The organism is Mesorhizobium sp. 113-3-9, from assembly GCF_016756515.1.
Taxonomy (GTDB): Bacteria; Pseudomonadota; Alphaproteobacteria; order Rhizobiales; family Rhizobiaceae; genus Mesorhizobium.
On sequence record NZ_AP023246.1, the window covers coordinates 3,039,674 to 3,061,836 of the forward strand.

The 22,163-nt window shown below is 65.4% G+C and carries 20 protein-coding genes; 16 read left to right on the forward strand and 4 right to left on the reverse strand.

The window, feature by feature from the left end:
• Positions 1–3: 3 nt before the first annotated feature.
• From MesoLj_RS14750 to MesoLj_RS14775, 6 genes are all read left to right on the forward strand, one after another.
• Positions 4–1,404: an LLM class flavin-dependent oxidoreductase gene (locus tag MesoLj_RS14750; RefSeq protein WP_202326467.1), complete on the forward strand. Its 1,401-nt coding sequence runs from the start codon at positions 4–6 to the stop codon at positions 1,402–1,404.
• On the forward strand, positions 1,401–2,054 hold the full coding sequence (locus tag MesoLj_RS14755) for a YkoF family thiamine/hydroxymethylpyrimidine-binding protein (protein ID WP_202326468.1): 654 nt from the start codon (positions 1,401–1,403) through the stop codon (positions 2,052–2,054). Before MesoLj_RS14750 ends, MesoLj_RS14755 begins: the two co-directional genes overlap by 4 nt.
• 164 nt (positions 2,055–2,218) lie before the next feature.
• On the forward strand, positions 2,219–2,977 hold the full coding sequence (locus MesoLj_RS14760; protein ID WP_244735546.1) for an ABC transporter permease: 759 nt from the start codon (positions 2,219–2,221) through the stop codon (positions 2,975–2,977).
• A complete protein-coding gene (locus tag MesoLj_RS14765; RefSeq protein ID WP_202326469.1) occupies positions 2,974–3,741 on the forward strand; it encodes an ABC transporter ATP-binding protein in 768 nt (255 codons plus the stop codon). Before MesoLj_RS14760 ends, MesoLj_RS14765 begins: the two co-directional genes overlap by 4 nt.
• Before the next feature lie 22 nt (positions 3,742–3,763).
• Positions 3,764–4,786 carry an ABC transporter substrate-binding protein gene (locus MesoLj_RS14770; protein ID WP_244735421.1) on the forward strand — a complete coding sequence of 341 codons (1,023 nt, stop codon included), beginning with the start codon at positions 3,764–3,766 and terminating at the stop codon, positions 4,784–4,786.
• A gap of 6 nt (positions 4,787–4,792) precedes the next feature.
• Positions 4,793–6,151, forward strand: coding sequence for an LLM class flavin-dependent oxidoreductase (locus MesoLj_RS14775; RefSeq protein ID WP_202326471.1), 1,359 nt, complete (start codon positions 4,793–4,795; stop codon positions 6,149–6,151).
• 55 nt (positions 6,152–6,206) lie between these two features.
• On the opposite strand, the gene MesoLj_RS14780 is transcribed toward MesoLj_RS14775, so the two are convergent.
• The gene (locus tag MesoLj_RS14780) at positions 6,207–6,860 is read right to left on the reverse strand and encodes a MarR family winged helix-turn-helix transcriptional regulator (RefSeq protein ID WP_202326472.1); all 654 of its coding nucleotides are present in this window, start codon (positions 6,858–6,860) and stop codon (positions 6,207–6,209) included.
• Positions 6,861–6,978: 118 nt separating this feature from the next.
• On the opposite strand from MesoLj_RS14780, the gene MesoLj_RS14785 reads away from it, so the two are divergent.
• A complete protein-coding gene (locus tag MesoLj_RS14785) occupies positions 6,979–8,505 on the forward strand; it encodes an MDR family MFS transporter (RefSeq protein ID WP_202326473.1) in 1,527 nt (508 codons plus the stop codon).
• A gap of 131 nt (positions 8,506–8,636) precedes the next feature.
• Here MesoLj_RS14785 and MesoLj_RS14790 read toward each other — a convergent pair whose 3' ends face one another.
• Complete coding sequence (locus MesoLj_RS14790) at positions 8,637–9,530, reverse strand: LysR family transcriptional regulator (RefSeq protein ID WP_202326474.1); 894 nt, start codon at positions 9,528–9,530, stop codon at positions 8,637–8,639.
• 128 nt (positions 9,531–9,658) lie between these two features.
• On the opposite strand from MesoLj_RS14790, the gene MesoLj_RS14795 reads away from it, so the two are divergent.
• The 4 genes from MesoLj_RS14795 to MesoLj_RS14810 are packed head-to-tail and all read left to right on the forward strand — an operon-like array spanning position 9,659 to position 14,732.
• On the forward strand, positions 9,659–10,900 hold the full coding sequence (locus MesoLj_RS14795; protein ID WP_202326475.1) for an FAD-dependent oxidoreductase: 1,242 nt from the start codon (positions 9,659–9,661) through the stop codon (positions 10,898–10,900).
• A gap of 11 nt (positions 10,901–10,911) precedes the next feature.
• Positions 10,912–11,163, forward strand: a complete 252-nt coding sequence (locus MesoLj_RS14800; RefSeq protein ID WP_202326476.1) for a sarcosine oxidase subunit delta — start codon at positions 10,912–10,914, stop codon at positions 11,161–11,163.
• 1 nt (position 11,164) lies between these two features.
• A complete protein-coding gene (locus MesoLj_RS14805) occupies positions 11,165–14,059 on the forward strand; it encodes an FAD-dependent oxidoreductase (RefSeq protein WP_202326477.1) in 2,895 nt (964 codons plus the stop codon).
• Positions 14,028–14,732 carry a hypothetical protein gene (locus tag MesoLj_RS14810; protein ID WP_202326478.1) on the forward strand — a complete coding sequence of 235 codons (705 nt, stop codon included), beginning with the start codon at positions 14,028–14,030 and terminating at the stop codon, positions 14,730–14,732. Before MesoLj_RS14805 ends, MesoLj_RS14810 begins: the two co-directional genes overlap by 32 nt.
• A 49-nt stretch (positions 14,733–14,781) precedes the next feature.
• Here MesoLj_RS14810 and MesoLj_RS14815 read toward each other — a convergent pair whose 3' ends face one another.
• Complete coding sequence (locus tag MesoLj_RS14815) at positions 14,782–15,996, reverse strand: pyridoxal phosphate-dependent aminotransferase (RefSeq protein WP_202326479.1); 1,215 nt, start codon at positions 15,994–15,996, stop codon at positions 14,782–14,784.
• Positions 15,997–16,049: 53 nt separating this feature from the next.
• Entirely contained in the window at positions 16,050–16,301 is a 252-nt protein-coding gene (locus MesoLj_RS14820; RefSeq protein WP_202326480.1) for a hypothetical protein, read from the reverse strand.
• Positions 16,302–16,316: 15 nt separating this feature from the next.
• Between MesoLj_RS14820 and MesoLj_RS14825 the strand changes: the two genes are divergently transcribed.
• From MesoLj_RS14825 to MesoLj_RS14845, 5 genes are read left to right on the forward strand one after another with little or no spacing between them, the layout of a single operon-like run.
• Positions 16,317–18,326 carry a CocE/NonD family hydrolase gene (locus tag MesoLj_RS14825; RefSeq protein ID WP_202326481.1) on the forward strand — a complete coding sequence of 670 codons (2,010 nt, stop codon included), beginning with the start codon at positions 16,317–16,319 and terminating at the stop codon, positions 18,324–18,326.
• An 18-nt stretch (positions 18,327–18,344) separates the two neighbouring features.
• A complete protein-coding gene (locus tag MesoLj_RS14830) occupies positions 18,345–19,295 on the forward strand; it encodes an ABC transporter permease (protein WP_202326482.1) in 951 nt (316 codons plus the stop codon).
• The gene (locus MesoLj_RS14835; protein ID WP_140774265.1) at positions 19,279–20,166 is read left to right on the forward strand and encodes an ABC transporter permease; all 888 of its coding nucleotides are present in this window, start codon (positions 19,279–19,281) and stop codon (positions 20,164–20,166) included. The genes MesoLj_RS14830 and MesoLj_RS14835 overlap by 17 nt, the downstream gene beginning before the upstream one ends.
• A complete protein-coding gene (locus MesoLj_RS14840; protein WP_202326483.1) occupies positions 20,163–21,128 on the forward strand; it encodes an ABC transporter ATP-binding protein in 966 nt (321 codons plus the stop codon). The genes MesoLj_RS14835 and MesoLj_RS14840 overlap by 4 nt, the downstream gene beginning before the upstream one ends.
• On the forward strand, positions 21,125–22,153 hold the full coding sequence (locus MesoLj_RS14845; RefSeq protein WP_202326484.1) for an oligopeptide/dipeptide ABC transporter ATP-binding protein: 1,029 nt from the start codon (positions 21,125–21,127) through the stop codon (positions 22,151–22,153). Before MesoLj_RS14840 ends, MesoLj_RS14845 begins: the two co-directional genes overlap by 4 nt.
• Positions 22,154–22,163: the final 10 nt, after the last annotated feature.

The window sequence follows — 22,163 nt, forward strand, 5'->3', positions numbered from 1 at the left end:
GCCATGCAAAAGCTGATCCGCCTCAACGGCTTCAAACAGTCGACCGTCAGCCATGCGGCAGTGGGCGCATGGCGGCATCCCGACAACCAGTCGCACCGTTATCGCGAGCTCGATTACTGGATCGAGACAGCCAGGACCCTGGAAGAGGGGCTGTTCGACGGCCTGTTCGTGGCCGACGTGCTCGGCGTGCTCGATACGCATGGCGGCAGCATGGCCGGCACACTCAAGCAGGGGGTGCAGACACCTTCCACCGATCCGCTGCTTGTCGTCTCCGCCATGGCCGCCGCGACCAGGCATCTGGGCTTCGCCATCACCGTCTCGACGACCTACGAACAGCCCTATGCGCTCGCCCGCAAGCTGACGACGCTCGATCACCTGACCGGCGGCCGCATTGGCTGGAACATTGTCACTTCGGCGCTGGAAAGTGCTGCCCGCAATCTCGGCCATGACACGCAGGTGCCGCATGACGAGCGCTATGCGATCGCCGACGAGTTCCTGGAGGTCGTCTACAAGCTTTGGGAAGGCAGTTGGGAGGATGACGCGGTCGTCATGGACAGGGCCGCGGGCATTTTCGCCGATCCGGCCAAGGTCCATCCGATCTGTCACAAGGGGCGCTACTTCAGCGTGCCGGACGCTTTCGTTGCCGAGCCGTCGCCGCAGCGCACGCCGGTGCTTTTCCAGGCCGGTGTGTCGGGAGTGGGCCGCGAGTTCGCCGCCCGCCACGCCGAGGGTGTCTTCATCGCGGTTCACCGCCCCGACCTCGCGCGCAAGATCGTCGACGATGTCCGTGCCCGCGCCGAACGGCTGGGGCGCGATCCGCAAAGCCTGAAATTCTTCGCCATGGCGACGGTCGTGACCGGCGCCGACGATGCGGCGGCGCAGGCGACGCATGAAGCCTATCGCGAGGTGATCAGCACGGAAGGGCATCTGGCGCGGCTGAGCGCCATTCTTCAGCTCGACCTTTCCAGGCTCGATCCCGACGCGCCCCTCGAATATGTCGAGACGCAAGGCATCCGCAGCGTGCTGGAGATCTATACCAGGCTTGATCCGACCCGCCGCTGGACGCCGCGCGCGATCGGCGAGTTCCTGGGCATTGCCGGCGGCGGTGCCGAGATTGTCGGTGGCCCGGTTCGAGCCGCCGACCAACTCGAAAGCTGGTTCGACGAGGCCGGCATCGACGGCTTCAACATCACCGATCCGATGCCGCTTCGCAGCTATCGCGATTTCAACGCCTTTGTCTTGCCGGAACTTCGCCGGCGAGGGCGTGTGCGTGAGCACTATGACGGCACGACCTATCGCGAGAGCTTCTACGGCGCCGGGCACAAACGGGTGCCCGACGACCACCCGGCAAGCGCCTATCGGGATCTTGCCGCATCCCCCAATCACCTCTGGAGAACGGCATGACCGACATCGTTCAACCCAACCGCCTGTCCGGCGCCACTCCCATATTCGAAGGCGAGGTCGGCGCGAATTTCTCCCTGGTTCCCGCGTCCGACCGCTTCGTGCCGATCATACTGGACGCGGTCGCCGGGCTGAGCGAAATCGAGGGGCTGACGGTCTCCACCGACAGCATATCAAGCCATCTCGCCGGCACGCCCGACATCGTGTTCGGTGCGCTGACGACGACGTTCGTGCGTGCCGCCGCAAGCGGTGCGCATGTCGTCCAGACGTTGCTGGCCTCGCGCGGCTGCCCCGGCTGGGAGGGGACATTCGTGCCGGTTTCCAGCGCCGAGGCAAGCACCGGCGCGGTATCCGCCGCCGTGGCCCGGTTCGGAAATCCCGCCGCTTCGGGAATACAGGTTGCCGCGCAGTTCGCGTTGCTGCCTCTCGCCGCATCGGACTACATCGAGACGATCGCCCAGACACTCGTCTTTCTCAAAGCCGTCGGTCTGCGGACCACCTCCAAGGATTTCGGCACGCGTGTCGACGGCGACGCAGCGCATGTGCTGGCGGCGTTCTCGACCATACTGACGCATTTTGGCAATCCGGCCGGACACGTCGTGCTGCAGGCGACGCTGGTCGCCAACAGCCCCTCCGGGGAAGCCTTCAAGTGACCACGGCAAAGCTGGCGCGACGACCGGACGAAGCCTACGAGCTGCCCGCGGGGCGACCGGCCCACGGGCAGGACGCGCGCAAGGTCGTCACGCCCGTCGGTTCAGCGCCTGTCGCGACGGTCGTCGCGCAGCCGAGCGACCTTGGAAAACGCCTCGGCAACGCGATCGGCGCGGCCTGGCCGGCAACGCTCCTCGTCGCGGCGATCATCCTCTCCTGGGAACTCTATGCCCGCTATTCCGGCATCAAGGCGACGACGCTGCCGGCGCCGTCACGCGTCGTGGAGCAGATCGTCGTCAACCGCCAGTCGCTTATCGACAACGCGCTTCCCACGATCGCCGCGACCTTGAGCGGCTTTGCGCTTTCGGTGGCATCCGCCTTCCTGTCTTCCGTCCTGGTCGACTTCGTGCGGCCGCTGCGCCGCGCGCTGTTTCCGGTCTTCATCATCAGCCAGACCTTGCCGCTGGTGGCGATCGCGCCGCTGGTCGTGTTGTGGTTCGGCTTCGGCCTGCTGCCGAAGATATTGCTGGTGGCCCTCGTCACCTTCTTCCCCATGATGGTGGCGCTGGTCCAGGGGTATGACTCGACCGACAAGGACATGGAGTGGCTGCTGCGCTCCATGGGAGCCACGCGCCTCCAGGTCTTCCTCAAGGCGCGTCTGCCTTCGGCCATTCCCTTCTTCTTCACCGGCCTGCGCATTTCGATCACCTATGCCGTGGTGGGCGCGATCTTCGCCGAATATTCCGGGGCGGCGAAGGGGCTTGGCATCTACATGCTCAGCGCCAAGAACAATTTTCGGCCCGACCTCGTACTGGCGGCCGTGTTCTGCAGCGCTCTCGTGACGCTCGTGCTCTTCGGCTGCACCGTCTTGATCGAGCGCCTGTCCATGCCCTGGGAGCAGGCGCGCAAGGACGGTGGCAAATGACCGCGTCCAGGCTCTCGCTGCGCCATGTCGCAAAACGCTTCGGCGCGCTCGATGTGTTGGGCGACATCAATCTCGATGTCGCCGCCGGCGAATTCGTGTCCATCCTCGGTCCGTCCGGGGCGGGTAAGTCGACCCTGTTCCAGATCCTGACCGGCGCCACCATGCCGGGGGCGGGCAGCATCGCCTTCGACGGGAGCGAATTGACGGATCCCGCAGGCAAGTTCGCCTTCATGCCGCAACGCGACGCCCTGATGCCGTGGCGGCGCGTGCTCGACAATGCCGTGCTCGGCCTTGAAGTTCAGGGCGTGCCGCGCCGCGAGGCACGCCGGCGCGTCGCTCCGCTGTTCGAGCAGTTCGGGCTGGCCGGCTTCGAGCAGCATTATCCCAGCCAGCTGTCAGGCGGCATGCGCCAGCGGGTCGCGCTGTTGCGGACCGTTGTCCAGGACCGGCAGATGCTGCTGCTCGACGAGCCGTTCGGCGCGCTGGATGCGCTGACGCGCACCTCCATGCAGCAGTGGCTCGAGCGCATGTGGGAACGCCATCGCTGGACCGCGCTGCTCATCACCCACGATGTGCGGGAGGCGGTTTTTCTGTCCGACAGGATCTATGTGCTCTCGGCACGCCCCGCCCGTGTGGTCCGCGAGATCGCCGTGCCGCTCGGCCGTCCGCGCACCGTGCATGATCTTTCCGCCCCCGAAGCGACAAGGATCGAAGCCGAGCTTCTCGATGCGCTGCTCGGCAGCGCTTCGTCCGAACTTGCCTGATATCGAACCAAAGGAGACTGAATTGATCGACCTCGACCGCCGCAAGGCAATCAAGCTCGCCGCCAGCATGTTGGCCGGCGCGATGATCTTCGCATCCCCCGTCTATGCGCAGGAGGCGAAGAAGGTGACCGTTGCCCTCGACTGGACACCGAACACCAACCACATCGGCCTCTACGTGGCGCGCGAAAAGGGTTTCTACAAGGAGGCCGGTCTCGACGTCGAGATCCTGCCTTATTCCGACACCGCCGCCGGCACCCTGGTCAGCAATCACCAGGCCGATTTCGGCGTCGCCGGCGTGGGCTTCTACACCCAGCACGCGGCCGGCGCCGACCTCAAGGCGGTTTACGCTGTTGTCCAGCATGAGACCGGGCGCGTCGTCTTCAACGCCGACCGCGCGGACATCAAGTCGCCCAGGGACCTGGACGGCAAGACCTATGGCGGATTCGGCAGCGCCTGGGAGAATGCGCTGATAGGCAGCATCATCAAAGCCGACGGCGGCAAGGGCGACATCAAGACCGTCACGCTGGGAACGTCGGCCTATGAGGCTCTCGCCAACGGCTCGGTGGATTTCACGCTCGAGGTCGTGACATGGGAAGGCGTTCAGGCCGAGCTGCTCGGACAGAAGCTGACGACTTTCAAATACAGCGACTATGGGGTTCCCGAGCAGCATACCACGCTTCTGGTTTCGAGCGATGCCTACCTCAAGCAATCGCCGGACGCGGCCAAGGCCTTTCTCGCCGCAACGCAGAAGGGGTACGCCTATGCCGTTGATCACCCAGATGAAGCCGCCGACCTTCTGATCGCCGCCAATCCGGACGCCCTCACCAACAAGGACCTTGTCCATGCCTCGGTGAAGTCGCTGGTGGAGGGACATTATCTGCGCGGCGAGAACGGTGCGGTCGGCACCATCGATCCGGCCAAGAACGCCGCCATCGGCGACTATCTCTTCGCCAACGGCATCCTCAAGGACGGCAATGGCGCGGCGCTGACTGAAAAGCCTGATTTCGCGGGCTACATCTCCAACGACTACCTGCCGAAGAACTGACGACACATGTCCGCCATACCGCGCTTCCTTCGGCTGAACGCCGTCGTCTACGGCCTCGGAAACCACGAGGCCGCCTGGCGCATGTCGGAAAGCGATCCCTTCGCGACCACATCCTTGGCGCATTGGGTAAGGCTGGCGCAACTGGCGGAAGCGGCCGGCTTCGAATCCCTGTTTCTCGGCGACGTGCTGGCCCTTCTGCAAGGCGCCGAGAAACACCTCTCCGACACGATGGATCCACTCGTCATCCTGTCGGCCCTTGCCGCCGTGACCAGCCGCATCGGCCTGATCGGCACGCTCTCGACCTCGTTCGAGCCGGCGTTCCACATAGCGCGCCGCTTCGCCTCTCTCGATCATATCACCGGCGGACGCGCGGGCTGGAACATCGTCACCTCATCCAATCGCCTCGAGGCGAGCAATTTCGGCACCGACCGACTGCCGGACCATGCCGAACGCTATGCAAAGGCAAGGGATGTCGTCGATGCCGCCATGGCCCTGTGGGACAGCTGGGATGCCGACGCCCGCATCGGAGACAAGCAGGCGGGGCTCTATTTCGATCCCGCCAAGGTTCGTGCCATCAATCACAGCGGACCCTTCGTGCGCACGGCCGGGCCGCTCAACACGCCGCGCAGCCCGCAAGGGCGGCCGCTCCTGGTCCAGGCAGGTTCGTCCGAGGACGGCCGGGACCTGGCGGCTTCGCGTGCCGACCTGGTCTTCACCGCGCAGCTTTCCCTCGACGATGCCCGGGCTTTCTATCGGGATATCAAGACACGCGCCGAACGTGCGGGCCGCGATCCCGACACCGTCCTGGTCATGCCCGGCATCATGCCGGTGGTTGCCGAGACGCGCGCCGCCGCGCAGGCCCGCCTCGACGCCATCGACGGCGTCATCGTGCGCGAGCACGCGCTTGAACAGCTTTCGGAGTATCTGCAGACCGATGCCCGGAGCTTCGGCCTCGATGCACCGCTGCCGGCAAGCGTCGGTGATGAAGGCCGCTCGCAGGCCAACAAGAGCCGCTTCGCCCTCATCGTCACGCTGGCGCGCCGGGAAGGATTGACGGTACGCCAACTCCTCCAGCGCGTGGGCGGCGGGCGAGGGCATTTCCTGCAGGCGGGGACAGCGGCCGAGATTGCCGACACGATGCAGGAATGGTTCGAGACTGGCGCGGCTGACGGCTTCAGCGTGATGTGTCCGGTACTGCCCGCGGATCTGGAAACGTTCAGCGCCGGTGTCGTCCCGGAGCTCAGGCGACGCGGGCTTCTGGGAACCTACGCGCCAGGATCCACCTTGCGCCAGCGCATCGGACTGCCAAGCGAGTTCGATCGGCGTGGCCATCGAGACGCGCACGAGGCGAAAGGAACCGCCTGACCGAGCCGTCGTCCACAAAGGGGCGGACCAGGCTTTTGCACGATATGGGCTGCGCCTATTTCGCCTCGGGCAGTTCCAGCACCGGTTCGGTCTCGTCCATCATCTGCTTGACGGCATCCGCCGACCTGCGCATCCCCGCTTCGTCGATGGCCCAGCCGGCGAAGCGTTCCAGCAGGGTGGCGAACGTCACCAGTTCCTGCTCGTCCCATTGCGCCAGTGCACCGGCGAAGATCCGCAATTTGGTCTGGCGCACCGCCGTCACCAGGCGCTCGCTCTTGGCGGTGAGTTTCAGGCAAATGCGCCGGGCATCGAGTTGCGATGCGACGCGGAAGGCGTAACCGCGTTCGACGAGATCGGCGGAGATGCGGCTGGCGCGGGAGGGGTCGATCCCCATGCGTTCGGCGATGATGCCGACCGTCACCTCGTCCTGCGGCGTGTCGCCGACGATCGCACTGAGCGCTATGATCGCATCGAGATGGCTCACTTCCAGCGATGGATCGATGCGCTCCAGGATCAAACGACCGAATTCCCGGCGCTGCACCGAGCGGCGCACCTTGTTCATCACCGCATCGATGGCGGCGACGGCCTCGGCCGCCGCTTCCGACAGGCCACTGCCGCGCGCCAGATCCGCCAGATCCTGATCGCCATGCGTCTGGCACGGTGTGGAAAATCGGTCAGGCTTGCCCGGCCCGGTATCGTTGCTGCTCATATCACAGCGCGCTAACAAAAATACATGTCGGTGTCAATTACATGCTGACAGCATATATCTGATATTGACATATATCTGCCGTGGGCACATAAACCGCGCCCAGCCTGCGGAGATACCGATGACACTCGACTCGACCCTTCCGGATGCGGCGCCCGTAGAGGAGGCCAGGCCCGACCTTGCGACGCTGATCGTCTATTTCGGTGCGCTGATCGCCATGTTCATGGCCACCATCGACATGCAGATCGTGGTCACCGCCTTGCCCACCATCGCCGGAGAACTGGGCAATTTGCATCTGTTCGGCTGGGTCGGCGCCGCCTACCTGCTGTCGACGGCCGCGGTCGCGCCCTTCTACGGCAAGCTCGGCGACATGTATGGCCGCAAGAACGTCGTGTTGACGGCGATCACCTTGTTCCTGCTGGGTTCGCTGGTCTGCGGCATGGCATGGTCGATGGAGAGCCTGATCGCCGCGCGCGTCCTGCAGGGCCTCGGCGGCGGCGGCTTGATGGTTTCGGCTTTCGCCATGATCGGCGAATTGTTCGGGCCGCGCGACCGCGCCAAGTATCAAGGCTACAGTTCGGCGGTGTTCGCCCTGTCCTCGGTCCTCGGTCCGTTGGCCGGCGGCTATATCACCAGCCTGTTCGGCTGGCGCTGGGTGTTCCTGGTCAATCTGCCGATCGGCATCGTCGTGCTGGCGGTGCTGGCGTTCGCCATGCGCAGCCGGTTCAACGAGAAGAGGCACCGCATCGACTATCTGGGCGGCTTGCTGCTGGCCGTTGGCACCACGGCAATCGTCTATTGGGGCTACCATGTCCTCGACCCCGCCGGCCCGGATCTGCTTACCTTCGTGCTGCCGGTGCTCGCGCTGGCGGCAATCGCTTCGTTCATCATGGTCGAGCGGCGGGCCGAGGAGCCGATCGTGCCCTTGCGGCTGTTCGGCATCTCGACGGTGCGCATCGTCTCGGGCGTGTCGGTGGTCGCCGGATCGGTGACGCTCGGCATGTTCTTCTATTTCGCGCTCTACATGCAGACGCTGACCGGACTGAGCCCGGCCGAAGTCGGCTTCCTGTTCCTGCCGGCTTCCCTGACCTCGATGGTCATCTCGATCGTGGCCGGACGAGTGATTGCCGCGACCGGCCGCTACAAATGGATGCCGGTGGTGGCGATGGGTATTGGCGGGCTGCTGATGATAGGTTTTGTCTTCATCAATTCACACACGCCGATCTGGGTTCTGGCGGTGATGATGGGCCTGTTCGGCATCAGCATGGGCCTGCAGTTCCAGGTGCTGATCGTGGCCATCCAGGCCGCGGCGCCGCTGCAGGATATCGGCGCGGTGACGTCGCTGATCACCCAGGCGCGCACGATCGGGGCGTCCTTGGGACTGGCGCTGAACGGCGCGGTGATGACCTGGGCCCTGAACCGGCAGACTTCGGAGCTTCCGGCCGATGCCGCCGCGCTGTTGCCGGACGGCCTGACCGGGCTGACCCCGCATCTGGCCTCAAGCCTGCCGGCCGCGATCCGCGATGTGGTGCTCGGCCACTATTCGAGTGGCTTCAACGTGATGTTCCTCTGGGTGGCGGCGCTCTACTTCGTCGCCATGGCCCTTACGCTTCTGCTCGAGGATGTCCAGATCCCGAAGCGGGGCTGAGCCCGAGCATCGGCAAGTGGGGTCGAGCCTGCCACTGAACCTGGCAGGTGGTTCTCGGCGCGCGGTGGGTATCAATCGGTTCGATCGGAATTGCGCGCGGCTGTTGTCGGGCGCCGGCGTTGAACGGAAATCTAGATCTCGCCGTGGAGCGGGATCTCCCCTGACAGCCATTGCACGAACAGCGTCGCCGACCGCGAGAGGCGGCGGTGCTGATTGGGAACCACATGCAAGGCAACCGGCAGGATTTCGCCCGCGCCGAATGGCGCCACCAGCCGCCCCGAGGCCAGATAGGCCGCCGCATAGGTCGACATGACCGCGGTGATGCCGCCCGCGCATGCCGCAACCTCCAATGCCGCCGCCGCATTGTCGGCCTTGATCGGCGCCTTGTGCGGCGCGATGACGATGTTCTCCTTCTTCGCCCAGAGATCCAGCAACTGCATCCTGCCTTGCACGTGGATGAGCCGGGCGGCGTTGAACCAATCGGCACTGGGCCTCGCTCCAGCCTGGCGGCCGGTCTCGGGGTCGCAGAGAAGCACCAGCCGCTCTCTCCCCAGCCGCACGGCGCCCGATGCCGGCTGCAGCGGATCGAGTGCCAGAATGCTCAGATCCGCCAGTTCCACGTTGGGGTCGGTCCAGATCGTGCTGTTCAGCCGGACTTCGATCCTCGGATGGGCGGCCGAAAAACCAACCAGATGCCGTGCGAGCCACAGCGTGACGAAGCTGAGCGGGGCTGAAACCGTCACGCTGGTCTGCGCCTGCGCGCCGAGCAGCCCCTCGGTCGCCGCCTCGGCCCGATCCAGCGCCTCGGCTATTCCCGGCAGATAGGCGGTGCCGACCTCGGTCAGTTCCAAGCCATTGCTGCGCCGATGGAAGAGCGGCCTGGCGAAGAACTGCTCCAGCGCCCGGACCCGTTGGCTGATTGCACCCTGGGTGCAATTCAACTCCTCGGCGGCCTTGGTGAAGCTTAGATGCCGGGCCGCCGCTTCAAAGGCCTCAAGATAGGTGAGATGCGGAAGATTTCGCATGCCGAGACCCATTTTCAGTTCTTTATCCATTACGAAAACGAGGTCACTGGGTAAAGAACGATTTCTTGCGCCAAGCCGGCCTGGCGGGTTCTCTAAGGCCAATTCCAGCCGCCGAGCCGCAGGACACCATGCCCTTCTCTCTGCTGAAATACGGCTTGCGCGCCAGGCACGTGTCCTTTCGCGACATCCCCCCGACGCCCGACCTGAAACGATCCTACGACGTGGTGATCATCGGCGGCGGCGGTCACGGCCTCGCGGCGGCTTACTACCTGTCCAATGTGCATGGCATCCGCAATGTCGCCGTGCTGGAAAAGGGCTATCTCGCCGGCGGCAATACGGCGCGCAACACCACCACGATCCGCTCGAACTACATGACCGAGGAATCGGTCCGCTTCTACAAGGAAGGTGTCGAACTGTTCGAGACGATGTCGCGGGATCTTGGCTTCAACGTCATGTTTTCGCAGCGGGGGCAGCTGACGCTCGCGCATTCCGAGGCGACGCTGCGCAGCTTCCACCTGCGTGCCGAGATGGGCAAGCATATGGGCACAAGGATCGAAGTGGTCGATGTCCGGACGGTGAAGGAGCTTTGCCCGCATCTCAACCTCGATTTCGGCGGTCAGCACGAGGTGATGGGCGGGCTCTGGCATGCCGACGGCGGCACGGCCCGCCATGACGCCGTGGCGTGGGGCTATGCCAAGCATGCCGGCGCGCGCGGCGTGGAGATCCACCAGCGCACCGAGGTGACCGGCATCGAGCGCGCGGGCGACCGGGTCACCCACATCAGGACGAACCGTGGCACGATCGCCGCGGGCCAGGTGCTGCAGGCCGTCGGCGGGCTCAACGGCCAGGTCGCCGCCATGGCGGGCATCCGGCTGCCGATACGCTGCTTCCCGCTGCAGGCGATGGTGACGCAGCCGCTGAAGCCATTCCTCGACATACTCGTCTCCTCAGCCAATCTGCACACCTATCTGGTGCAGTCCTCGCGTGGCGAGGTCGTCATCGGCGGCGGCTCCGATCCCTACCAGCTGGCTTCGACGCGCTCGACGCTGGACCAGAAGGAACACCTCGCCGAAGGCGCGCTGCACCTCTTCCCCTTCCTGCACAAGGTCAAGCTCTTGCGGCAATGGGCCGGGATCACCGACATGACGCCGGATTACAGCCCGATCATGGGCGCCTCGCCGTTGCGGAACTATTGGCTCGACTGCGGCTGGGGCACCTGGGGCTTCAAGGCGACGCCGGTGGCCGGCAAGCGCATGGCCGAGACCATCGCCACCGGGCGCGTGCCCGATGTCCTGAAACCGTTCGACCTGCGCCGGTTCGACAGCTTCGCGCTGCTGAACGAAATGGGCGCCACGGCCGCCAGCCACTGACGAGTATTCCGATGAAGCTCTTGACCTGCCCGGTGAACGGCCCGCGCAACATCACCGAATTTCAGTATCTCGGACCGGTCCGCGAGGCCAGCGCCGACCAGCCGGAGCAACTGATCGAAGCCCTGTTCTATGCCGAGAACCCGCTCGGCGTGATGCGGGAGTGGTGGCGGCACACCCCGTCCAACACCGTGCTGATCGCCGAACGCCACACTGTCAGCGACCAGATACTCGCCACCTATCTTCCCAATCGAAAGCCTGCCTGACATGACCGAACGGCTGCCGCTTCCCTGGGGATCGCGCCTCGACCGCACCCAAAAAATCCGTTTCGCCTTCGATGGCCGGCCGCTCGAAGGTTTCGCCGGCGACTGCATTGCCTCCGCCATGGCCGGCAGCGGCCGCTGGATCCTGTCGCGCTCCTTCAAGTATCACCGTGCGCGCGGCATCCTCACCATGGCGGGGCAGGACGCCAACACGCTGGTGCAACTGCCTGACGAGCCGAATGTGCGGGCTGATCTGCGCCCGATCGCCGAAGGGCTGAAGATCACTGCCCAGAACGTCAATGGAACCGCCGAACGCGACCGGGGCGCGGTGCTCGACAGGCTGGGCCGCTTCATGCCCGTCGGGTTCTATTATCGCAGCTTCTTTGGTCCTGGCGCGAAAAGCTGGCTCAAATTCTGGGAACCGATGATCCGCAGATCGGCCGGTCTCGGCAAGGTCGACCTTACCGCCGGTCATGGCCATTACATCAGGGAAAACCTGCACACCGACGTGCTGGTCATCGGCGCTGGCCCGGCCGGGCTTTCGGCGGCCGTCAGGGCAGCCGAGGCGGGTGCGCAGGTGCTGCTGGTCGACTTGAACCCGGAAATCGGCGGCGCCTTGACCTATGCGCGTTTCGGCCTCGAGACGGCGGAGGCCGAGGCGACCTTGCAGGCGCTGCGCGTCGCTGCCGAGAAGCTTGGCAATCTGCGGGTGCTGACCGGCGCCACCTGCAATGGCTGGTTCGCCGACAACTGGCTTCCGGTGCTGCAAGGCGAGACGCTCTACCGCGTTCGCGCCAGGCAGGTCGTGGTGGCCGCGGGGTCGCATGAACAGCCCCTGGTGTTTCGCAACAACGACCTCCCGGGCATCCTCCTGTCGTCCGCGGCGCAGAGGCTGATGCGCCACTATGCGGTTCGCCCTGGCCGGCGCGCCGTGGTCTTTGCCGGCAACCGGGACGGATATCTCGCCGCTCACGACCTTCTCGACGCAGGCGTGTCCCTGGCCGCGGTCCTCGCCCCCGCAGCCGATGCGTCCGACAACACCCTCGCGCAACACCTCGTCGAGCGTGGTGTCCGCATCATCCCGAATGTCACCGTCACGGAGGCGCTGGGGACCGGAGGCAATCGCCATATAAGAGCCATCCGCTTCACCACGCCCGAACATGGCGCGGAACTGCTGGCGTGCGATCACCTGGTGGTGGCGGCGGGCTACACGCCGTCTTACCAGCTGCCGCTGCATGCCGGCGCGAAGCTGGGATTTGACGAGACCAGCCGGCAATTCGTGCTGAGCAATCTGCCGGAGGCGTTTCATGTCGCCGGCTCGGCGGCGGGTTATTTCGAGCTCAACGCGGTGCTGCGCAGCGGTGAGATCGCTGGCGCGGCCGCCGCACGGGGGGCAGGGCATCACGCCGACCTGCCGGCCATCATCCCGGACGCCGGCGCGGCGGCGATGAACCATTTTCAATCGCTGTCCGCGCACGCGAAGGGGCGGGACTTCGTGGATTTCGACGAGGACCTGCAGGTCAAGGATATCAGGAACGCCGTCAGCGACGGCTATAGCGAGCTTGAACTGGTGAAGCGCTATTCCACCGTCGGCATGGGGCCGTCGCAGGGACGGCATTCGGCTTTGATGACGGCCAGGATCGTCGCGGCGGAGACGGGCCGCACAGTGGGCGAGGTGGGTATCACCACATCCCGGCCGCCATTCGGCCCGGAAAAATTGGGACTGCTGGCCGGCCCGAACCATGTGCCCTACCGGCATACGGCGATCCACGCCGAACATGTCGCAAGCGGCGCGAAGCTGACACCTGCCGGCGCGTGGTGGCGACCGCTGCACTATGGCGGAGATGGCGATGTCGGCAGGACGATCTTCGATGAGGTCAGGCTGGTGCGTGACAAGGTCGGCATGCTTGACGTTTCGACCCTGGGCAAGCTGGCGATACGAGGGCCGGATGCCGGCGCCTTCCTCGACCGCATCTATACGATGGCGCATGCCAGGCAGCCGGTGGGGCGCGTGCGCTACTGCCTGATGCTGAACGACATGGGATCGGTCATCGACGACGGGGTGGCTTACCGCCTGTCCGAGACCGAATTCTACGTGACCGCCACCACCGGCGCCGTCGCCCGCGTCTTTACCGACATGCTGTTCGCGAACACGCAATGGGGCATGCGGGTCGATATCCAGAACGTCACCGCCGCCTTCGCGGCGATCAATGTCACCGGCCCTTCGGCACGCAAGGTTCTCGAGGCACTCGGCGGCGACATCGATCTCTCCCCGGAGGGCTTCCCCTACCTCAATGGCCGCAGCGGCGTGATCGGCGGATGCCCGGTCCGGATCATGCGCATCGGCTTCACCGGCGAACTGAGCTATGAGCTTCATGTGCCGCAATCCTTCGGCGCGGCACTCTGGCGAAAGCTGCTGGAGGTGGGCGCGCCCCAGGGGCTGCAACCCTATGGGCTGGAAGCCTCGCGCATCCTGCGTCTGGAAAAGGGGCACATCATCATCGGCCAGGATACCGACGCGCTCTCGACACCCGACGAACTGGGCATGGGTTGGGCGCTGTCGAAGGCCAAGACGCGCTATGTCGGCAAGACCGCCATCGAGGCGCGCGGCGGGCTGGGCCTGAAGCGCAAGCTTTGCGGTTTCGAACTGCCCGAGGGGCACGGTGTCCGGCTGGCGGAATCCTGCCTCGTGCTGCGCGACGGCCGCCCGGTGGGCTTCGTCACCTCGACCTGCTTTTCGCCGACGCTGGGCAAATGGATCGGACTGGCCTACGCCGACCCGCGTGACGCGGCGCCGGGGGCCAGCCTGCGCATACGCGGCCTGTGCGGCAAAGAAGTGCAGGCCAACGTGGTGCCGACGCCGTTCCATGACCCCGAAAACCAACGGCAGGAGATGTAGGATGCCCCCGAGCAGCCATTCCGCATCGGTCGGTCATCCCGAGGGTATTGATCCCGGTCTGCGCCACCACGCCCTGGCGCGGCGCCTCGCGCGCAGGGATGGGGTGCCCGGAGCGCAGGAGAACGTCGTGCTCGATTGCACGCTGACCGAGCGGTTCGGGCTGCGTGGTCCCGGCACAATGGACTGGCTCGGTGAAGCAGGTCTATCGACGCCGGAAACGGTGAATAGCGCCATTGTCTTGCCTTGCGGCACGTCGGTGCTGCGACTTGGCCAGCAGGAGGTGCTGCTGGCGGCGCCTCCCTGCGGCGGCGGTGCGCGGTTGCGTGACCTGCGCAAGGCCTGGCACGACAGTGAGCTTCCCTCCAAGGGATATGACGCCTATCGCGACGAAGGCTGGGCGTGGTTCGTGATATCGGGTCCGGCGGCGCCCGCGCTGATGCGGCGGATCTCGATGGCCGATCTGAGGCCGGAAAGCTTTAAGGCCGGCGATATCTCCCAGACCCGCGCCTTGCATCTGGACGCGGTCGTGGCCCGCTTCGACCGTTTCGGCGCGATATCCTATGACATTTTCTTCGATATCGCCTCGGCGGCGTTTGCATTGGATGTCCTGACCGAGACGGCTGCAGGAACGAATGCCGGCTTTCAGCTGGCGGCTCTCCACCCCGCGGAATAGTTCGGTCCTCGCCTGTTTCCTGCTCGGGTCTGCTCCGAACTGTTGCCGCTCATGCGCGATAGCGGTCGACGAGGGTCACCAGACGCTCGCAGGCCGCAACAGCGGCGGCATGGTCCTGCGAAAAGTTCAGGCGGACGCTGTTTTCGGAAAACGGACTGAATTCCGTTCCGGGTGTCACGATGACGCCCGCCTGCAAGCGCAGGATGCGGACAAAATCGCCGCCTGCCACGGCAAGGCGGGGCAAAGCCGGAAAGATGTAGCTGCCGGCCTCGGTCGTGCGGACCTGGATTCCGGAAGTCGCGCGGAAAACCTTCAACAAATCGTCGCGGATCGCCTGGTGCTCGCGGATGCGCTGGTCCATCCAGCCAGCCGGTTCATCGAACCATGTGCGCAAAACAGCCTGGCTGTAGCCGCCTGCGCGCAAGGAGACGATGGCCTGCAGCTTCTCCATCCGGGCAATGATTTCTTTCGATCCGAAGGCTACCCCCAGCCGATAACCGCTGAGCGATTCCGTCTTCGATGGCCCCATGATGGTCACGACGTTCTCCGCGTCCAGCTTCTGCGCGCGCAAGTGGGTGTAGTCCACGCCGGCGTACAGGAGCCGCGAGTAAAGCTGGTCGACGATGACGGTCGCGCCGTATTGGCTCGCCAGCGCGGCAATCGCTTCGATCTCCGCTCGGGAGTAGACCACGCCGGCCGGATTGTTTGGGTTCGAGAACAGGAAGACTTTTGCGCCCGACCTGAATGCGTCTTCCAACCGGCTGAGATCGAGGCCCGAACGGCCTTCGGTCGTTGCGTAGTCCATCCGGACGGGCATCATTTCGCCCTCGCAGAATTCCACCAGTTTGCGGTTGGCGAAATAGTCGGGCTGGACGACCGCCACCTTGTCGCCCCGCGACACGGTGGAGGCGACGGCCAGGAATAGTGCGCCCTGGGTGCCGGGGGTGATGATCAGGCCGTCGCGCGCATCGACAGGGGCTCCGGTGAAGCCCGCCAGCCGCGTGGCCAGTTCTTCGCGGATGCCGAGATCGCCGCGATATTCCGTATAGGCCTGTCTGCCGCCGGCTTCGACGCCGGCCGAGAAGACCTCGAACGAGCCGGGTGTCGGGGTGAACGCGTCCACGTCGCCATGCGAAAAGTCGACCGGCCGCCCGGTGACCGCGTCGCCGAGCAACACGGCGTCGATCCCGCCGGACAACTGGCGGCTCTCCTGTCCGGGCGCCGCGTCGGTGCCGAGGCCGCTGAATTTGCTCTGGATCGTCATCGGAACTCCTGACTGAAAGCACTGCCGCTGCCGCGATGCCATAGCAGCACATATCAAGCAACGAAATTTGGAAGATGGAACCCGCCGATTTCCGGAGAGCTTTGCGACCCTCGCGGATGCGGTTCGACCGCGCAGCCATATCGGCTGTGCTTCAACATCGCGATGACGGACACCGGCCGCCACCCGATCAGGAAGCCCCACGGCGCCTCACGGCTACCGAAGAACGGTTCGCATTCAGCATCAAAAAAAGCGAAGCGGGATTGCGCCGCAAATGCGCTTGTTATACGAACGTTCAACAAGAGCATTTGCGGGTACCTGCCGTGGTACGAACCGAGTTTCCCTTTGCCGTCGAAACCGTCGATCCGCTGTGGATCACGCTGGCCGACGGCACCCGCATTGCCGCCACGCTGTGGCGTCCGCGCACCGAGGGCAAGGTGCCGGTTGTTGTCGAGATGGTGCCTTACCGCCGCCGCGACGGCACCGTGGCGCGTGATGTCGATATCCATCCCTGGCTAGCCGGGCACGGCATCGCCTGCGCCCGCATCGATATCAGGGGTTCGGGCGATTCCGACGGCGATCTCGCCGACGAATATCTGCCGCGCGAACAGGAAGACGCCTGCGAGATCATCGCCCATCTCGCCGCCCAGCCTTGGTGCAACGGCAATGTCGGGATGACCGGCATTTCCTGGGGTGGCTTCAACGCGCTGCAGGTCGCGGCGCGCCGGCCGCCGGCCCTGAAGGCGATCATCACCAACTGCGCCACCGATGACCGCTACGCCGACGACATCCACTATATGGGCGGTGCGCTGCTGACCGAGCAGGAGATGTGGTCGAACTTCATGCTGGTGAAGAAGGCGATGGCGCCCGATCCGCAGATCGTCGGCGATGCCTGGCGCGCCATGTGGGAAAGCCGGCTCGCTGCGACAAGCTCGCTCTCGGAAGTGTGGCTCGCGCATCAGCGCCGCGACGACTATTGGCGGCAAGGTTCTGTCTGCGAGGATCATTCCGCGATCGAATGCGCCGTCATGGCCGTCTGCGGCTGGGAAGACAGCTACTCCAATTTTGTCCCCCGCCTGCTCGAACATCTGCCAGGTCCAAAACTCGGCATTGTCGGGCCGTGGTCGCATGCCTATCCCTGCCGCGGCGCGCCGGGGCCGCTGATTGGCTATCTGCAGGAGGCGCTGCGCTGGTGGCGCCATTGGCTCGCCGGCGAAGACACCGGCATCATGGATGAGCCGCTCTACCGCGTGTGGATCACCGGCGAGGAGAGGCCGCAACCATTCTACCTGCCCGATCATGCCGGTGGCTGGGCCGCCGAGGATCAGTGGCCGTCACCCCGCATCGAGCGCCGCACGCTGCACCTGAACGCCGCCGGGCTGGGCAGCGAACCGGCACCGGGCGCGACGCTTTCAGTACGCTCGCCCGTCACCGCCGGACGCGACTGCGGCCGCTGGGGCGGCTATGGCGGCGCCTGCCCGGACATGCCCATCGACCAGCGTCGTGAAGACGGGATGGCGCTGTGCTTCGACACGCGGCCGCTGGATGATGATCTGACATTGCTTGGCGCGCCGGAACTGGACCTGCTCGTCACCGTCGACCAGCCGCATGTCAATCTCGCCGCGCGGCTGTGCGATGTCTATCCCGACGGCACCTCGGCGCTGATGACCTATGGCGTGCTCAATCTCAGCCACCGCGACAGCCACGGGCATCCGACACCCTGTCCCGTCGGAACACCGTTTCGCGTGCGGCTGAAGCTCAATGATTTCGCCCGCACCGTGCCCAAGGGCCATCGCATCCGGCTGGCGCTGGCCAACCAGCACTGGCCGATCCTGTGGCCGCAGCCGAGACTGTCGACGCTGTCGGTATCGAGCGGCGACAGCACCATGATGCTTCCGGTGCGCCCGTCGTCGCCGCGCGATCGCGACGTCCGTTTCGAGCCTGCCGAAACCGCGCCGCCGGTCCCCACCACGACACTGGACGAGGGCTTCGACCGCCGCATCGTCACCGACGATGTCGGTTCGGACATGCAGACCATTGCGCTGACCTCCGATCACGGGCGCCGGCGCTATGACGATCGCGCCATCACCGTCGCCTCGGCCAACAGCGACACGATGAGCATCCGCAGTGACGATCCGCTGTCGGCGAAACTTGTCACCGAATATCGCTGGGCGATTGCCAGCGGCGATGCCGACACCGAGGCGATCGCAGTGACCGAACTGACAGCGGACGAAACCCATTTCAACCTGAGTTGGCGGCTCGAGGCGCGAGAACGGGGCACGCTCGTCCACAGCGCCTCGGCAAGTCGGCGCATCAGGCGCGATTTCGCCTGAGTAGAAGGGAGAGAGGCCATGCTCGCATATGCAGTGAAGCGCATCGGTCTCGGCCTCCTGATCCTCGTTCTTGTCATGATCGCGATGTACGCGGCCGTCTTCCTCGTTCCCGGCGATCCGGCAACCGTGGCGCTTGGTCCGCGCGCCACGCCGGAACTGAAGCGGCTGCTGATCGAGCGCATGGGGCTCGACCAGCCGGTCTGGTGGCAGATCATCGAATTCTTCCGCAACGCGCTGACCGGCAATCTCGGCTACGACGTCTGGTCGAACCGGCCCGTTTCCACCCTGGTGCTGGAAGCGTTGCCGAACACGCTGATCCTCGGCCTGACGGCGCTGGCCGTCGCGCTCCTGATCGGCGTTCCACTCGGCTGCCTGTCGGTGATGCGGCGCGGCACGGCGGCCGATGCCCTCATCGGCGTGCTCTCGGTCGGCGTCATCGCGGTGCCGTCCTTCGTTGTCGCCATCTATTCGCTGCTGGTCTTTGCCGTGACACTGCGCTGGCTGCCGGCCATCGGCGCCGGCGAGGCCGGAGACTTCATCAGCCAGGCCAAGGCGCTGGTGATGCCGGCGGCCGCCATCGCGCTCGGCTGGATCGGCTACATCGCCCGCATGGTGCGTGCCTCTATGATGGAGGTGATGGGCGAGCCCCATATCCGCACCGCGCGTTCGTTTGGTTTGCCCGAGTGGAAGATCGTCTCCAAATACGCGCTGCGCATCGCCATCATCCCGACCATCTCGCTGGTCGCGGTCGGCCTCGGCAGCATCCTGTCCAGCGCCGTCTTCGTCGAGGCGGTGTTCGCCCGGCCCGGCATCGGCAAGCTGATCACCGACGCGGTCAACACCCGCAATTATCCCGTCGTCATGGGCACGGTGCTGATCATGACCGCCATCTATGTTTCCATCACCATAGCCGCCGATCTGTTGATCGCGCGGCTCGATCCGAGGGTGCGCGATGTCTTCCGTGGCTGATGCCTCGTTGTCCGTACCGGACCGACAACGGTTCGTCCTGCTGCGCGCATTGCTTGCCGACCCGTTCACCTGCGTGGCGCTGATCCTGGTGACAGGCTTCCTCGTCACCGCGCTCTTCGCGCCGTTTCTGGCGCCCTATTCGCCGGTCAAGATCGACGTGCTGCACAAGTTGCAGCCGCCATCGGCGGAGCACTGGTTCGGCACCGATCATCTCGGCCGCGATCTCCTGTCGCGTGTCATCTATGGCGCGCGCACCGCACTCACCATCGCCATGGTGTCGGTGGCCATCGCCGGCGCCATCGGCCTTCTGCTCGGCCTGATCGCCGGCTACGGGCCGCGCTGGCTCGACGCCATACTGGTGCTGAGCTTCGACAGCCTGAACTCGCTGCCGATGATCATGTTCGCGCTCGCCATCATCACCGTGCTTGGAGCCGGCACCGGCACGCTGATCATCGTCATCGCCGCGACCTCATTCCCGAGCTATGCCCGGCTGATCCGGGCGCAGACGCTGGCGCTGAAGAACAGCGACTACATCCTTGCCGAGCGCCTGATCGATGCCAGTGCCGCACGCATCATCTTCGTCCATCTGCTGCCCAATGTCGTCGGACCGCTGATCATCCTTCTGTCGATGGATATTCCGGTCGTCATCATGGTCGAGGCCGGCTTGAGTTTCCTCGGCCTCGGTGTGCGTCCGCCGACACCATCCTGGGGCTCGATCCTCTACGATGGCTACACCAGCATTCGCTCGGCGCCCTTCATGGTCATCTTCGGCGGCCTGCCGCTGGTGCTGGCCACACTTGGCTTCACCTTCCTCGGCGAAGGCCTGCGCGACTATCTCGATCCGCGCCTGCAGTTGCGGAGGCCGGCATGACCGGCTCGCTCGCCGCCAGCGATCTCAGCGTCCGCTACGAGACGCCGCATGGTGCGGTGCACGCGTTGCGCCATGTCGACATCGAGGCGCATCCGGGGGAAGTGATCGGCATTGTCGGCGAGAGCGGCTGCGGCAAGTCCACGCTGGTCACTGCCCTGGCCAATCTCCTGCCGGCCAATGCCCGCATCGACGGCTCGATCTCCTACAATGGCGTCGATCTGGCGAAGCTCGACGCGTACCACCAGCGCCTGCTGCGCGGTGACGAGATCGCGCTGGTCAGCCAGGATCCGATGACGGCGTTCAATCCGGTGCTGACCATCGGCGATCAGCTCGTCGACTTCCAGCACCACCGCAAGGACCTTGGCCGGGCGCAGAAGCGGGCGCGCATTGCCGCCATGCTTGGCCGCGTCGGCATCGCCGACGCCGAACGGCGCATGCAGAGCTATCCGCATGAACTATCCGGCGGCATGCGCCAGCGTGTCGCCATTGCCGCCGCGCTGCTCACCGATCCCGGCCTGCTCATCGCCGACGAGCCGACGACGGCGCTCGACGTCACCATGGAGGCGCAGATCATCCATCTGCTGCGCGAGCTCAGGCGCGACTATAACGGCATCATCATCGTCGTCTCGCACCATCTCGGCGTCATCGCCGAGCTCTGCGACCGCGTCTATGTCATGTATGCCGGCGAGGTGGTCGAAGGCGGCGAGGTCGATGCCATCTTCCACGACGCCAGGCATCCCTATACGCAAGCGCTGCTCGCCTGCGACCCCGCCCGCTTCCATGAGCGGCTGGACAGGCTGCCGACCATTCCGGGCTCGCTGCCCAACCTGACACAGCCGCCGTCCGGATGCGTCTACGCACCGCGTTGCGACCGTGCCTTCGCGCCATGCACAACCGTCGCGCCGCCGCTGGTGAAACTCGCAGCTTCTCATGTCGCGCGCTGCCATGCGGTGACGCCATGAGCCCGCTGCTTGCCGTCGAGGATCTCTCCGTGAGCTTCGTGCGCGGCGGCTTGCTCAACCGGCTGATCAATCCGTTCCCGCTGCCCGGCTTCAACGTCATCGACGGCGTGACGCTGTCGCTGATGCCGGGCGAGACGCTCGGGCTGGTTGGCGAATCCGGTTCCGGCAAGACGACGCTGGCCCGCACCATTCTCGGCCTCATCCGGGCAGCCGCCGGCCGCATCGTCTTCGAGGGCAGGGAGGTGCGGACGCCAACCGATTTCCGCGCCATGCGCCGGCGCTCGGCGATGATGTTCCAGGACCCTGTCGCCTCGCTCAGCCCGCGCCTGCGCATCGGCACGCTGCTCACCGAACCGCAGATCATCCAGGGGTTGCCGATGCCGGACCGCCGCGCAGCAGCCAAGGCGCTGCTGGCGCTTGTCGGTTTGCCCGCCTCCTTTGTCGACCGCTTCCCGCATGAGCTGTCGGGTGGGCAGGCGCGCCGCGTCGGCGTTGCGCGCGCGCTAGCGATGAAGCCGCATCTGCTGCTCGCCGACGAGCCGACAGCCGGCCTCGATGTCTCGGTGCAAGGCGACGTGCTGAACCTGATCGGCGAACTCAAGCGCGAGCTCGGTTTCGCCGCCATGATCGTCACGCACAACCTGGCCATGATCCGCCACGTCAGCGACCGGCTGGCCATCATGTATCTCGGCCGGCTGGTCGAGACCGGACCGACGCAAGATGTGTTTTCGGCGCCACTGCATCCCTATACCGCGACGCTGATCCAGTCAGAGCCGATACCCGATCCGCGCCGGCGCAGCCACAACCCCGCCGTCACCGGCGAGATACCGAGCGTGTTCCGGCGGCCTTCGGGCTGCGAGTTCCACACGCGCTGCCCGATCGCACGCGAGCGCTGCAGGACCGAGGCGCCGGCCTACCGGCCGATGGGCGCCGATCGGATGGTGCGCTGCCATTTCCCGCTGGAGACCGGCGGGCAAGAACGGGAAGCCTTCTCACGCGCTTCCATCAACCAAAGGGGAAACTGAGATGTCAGAA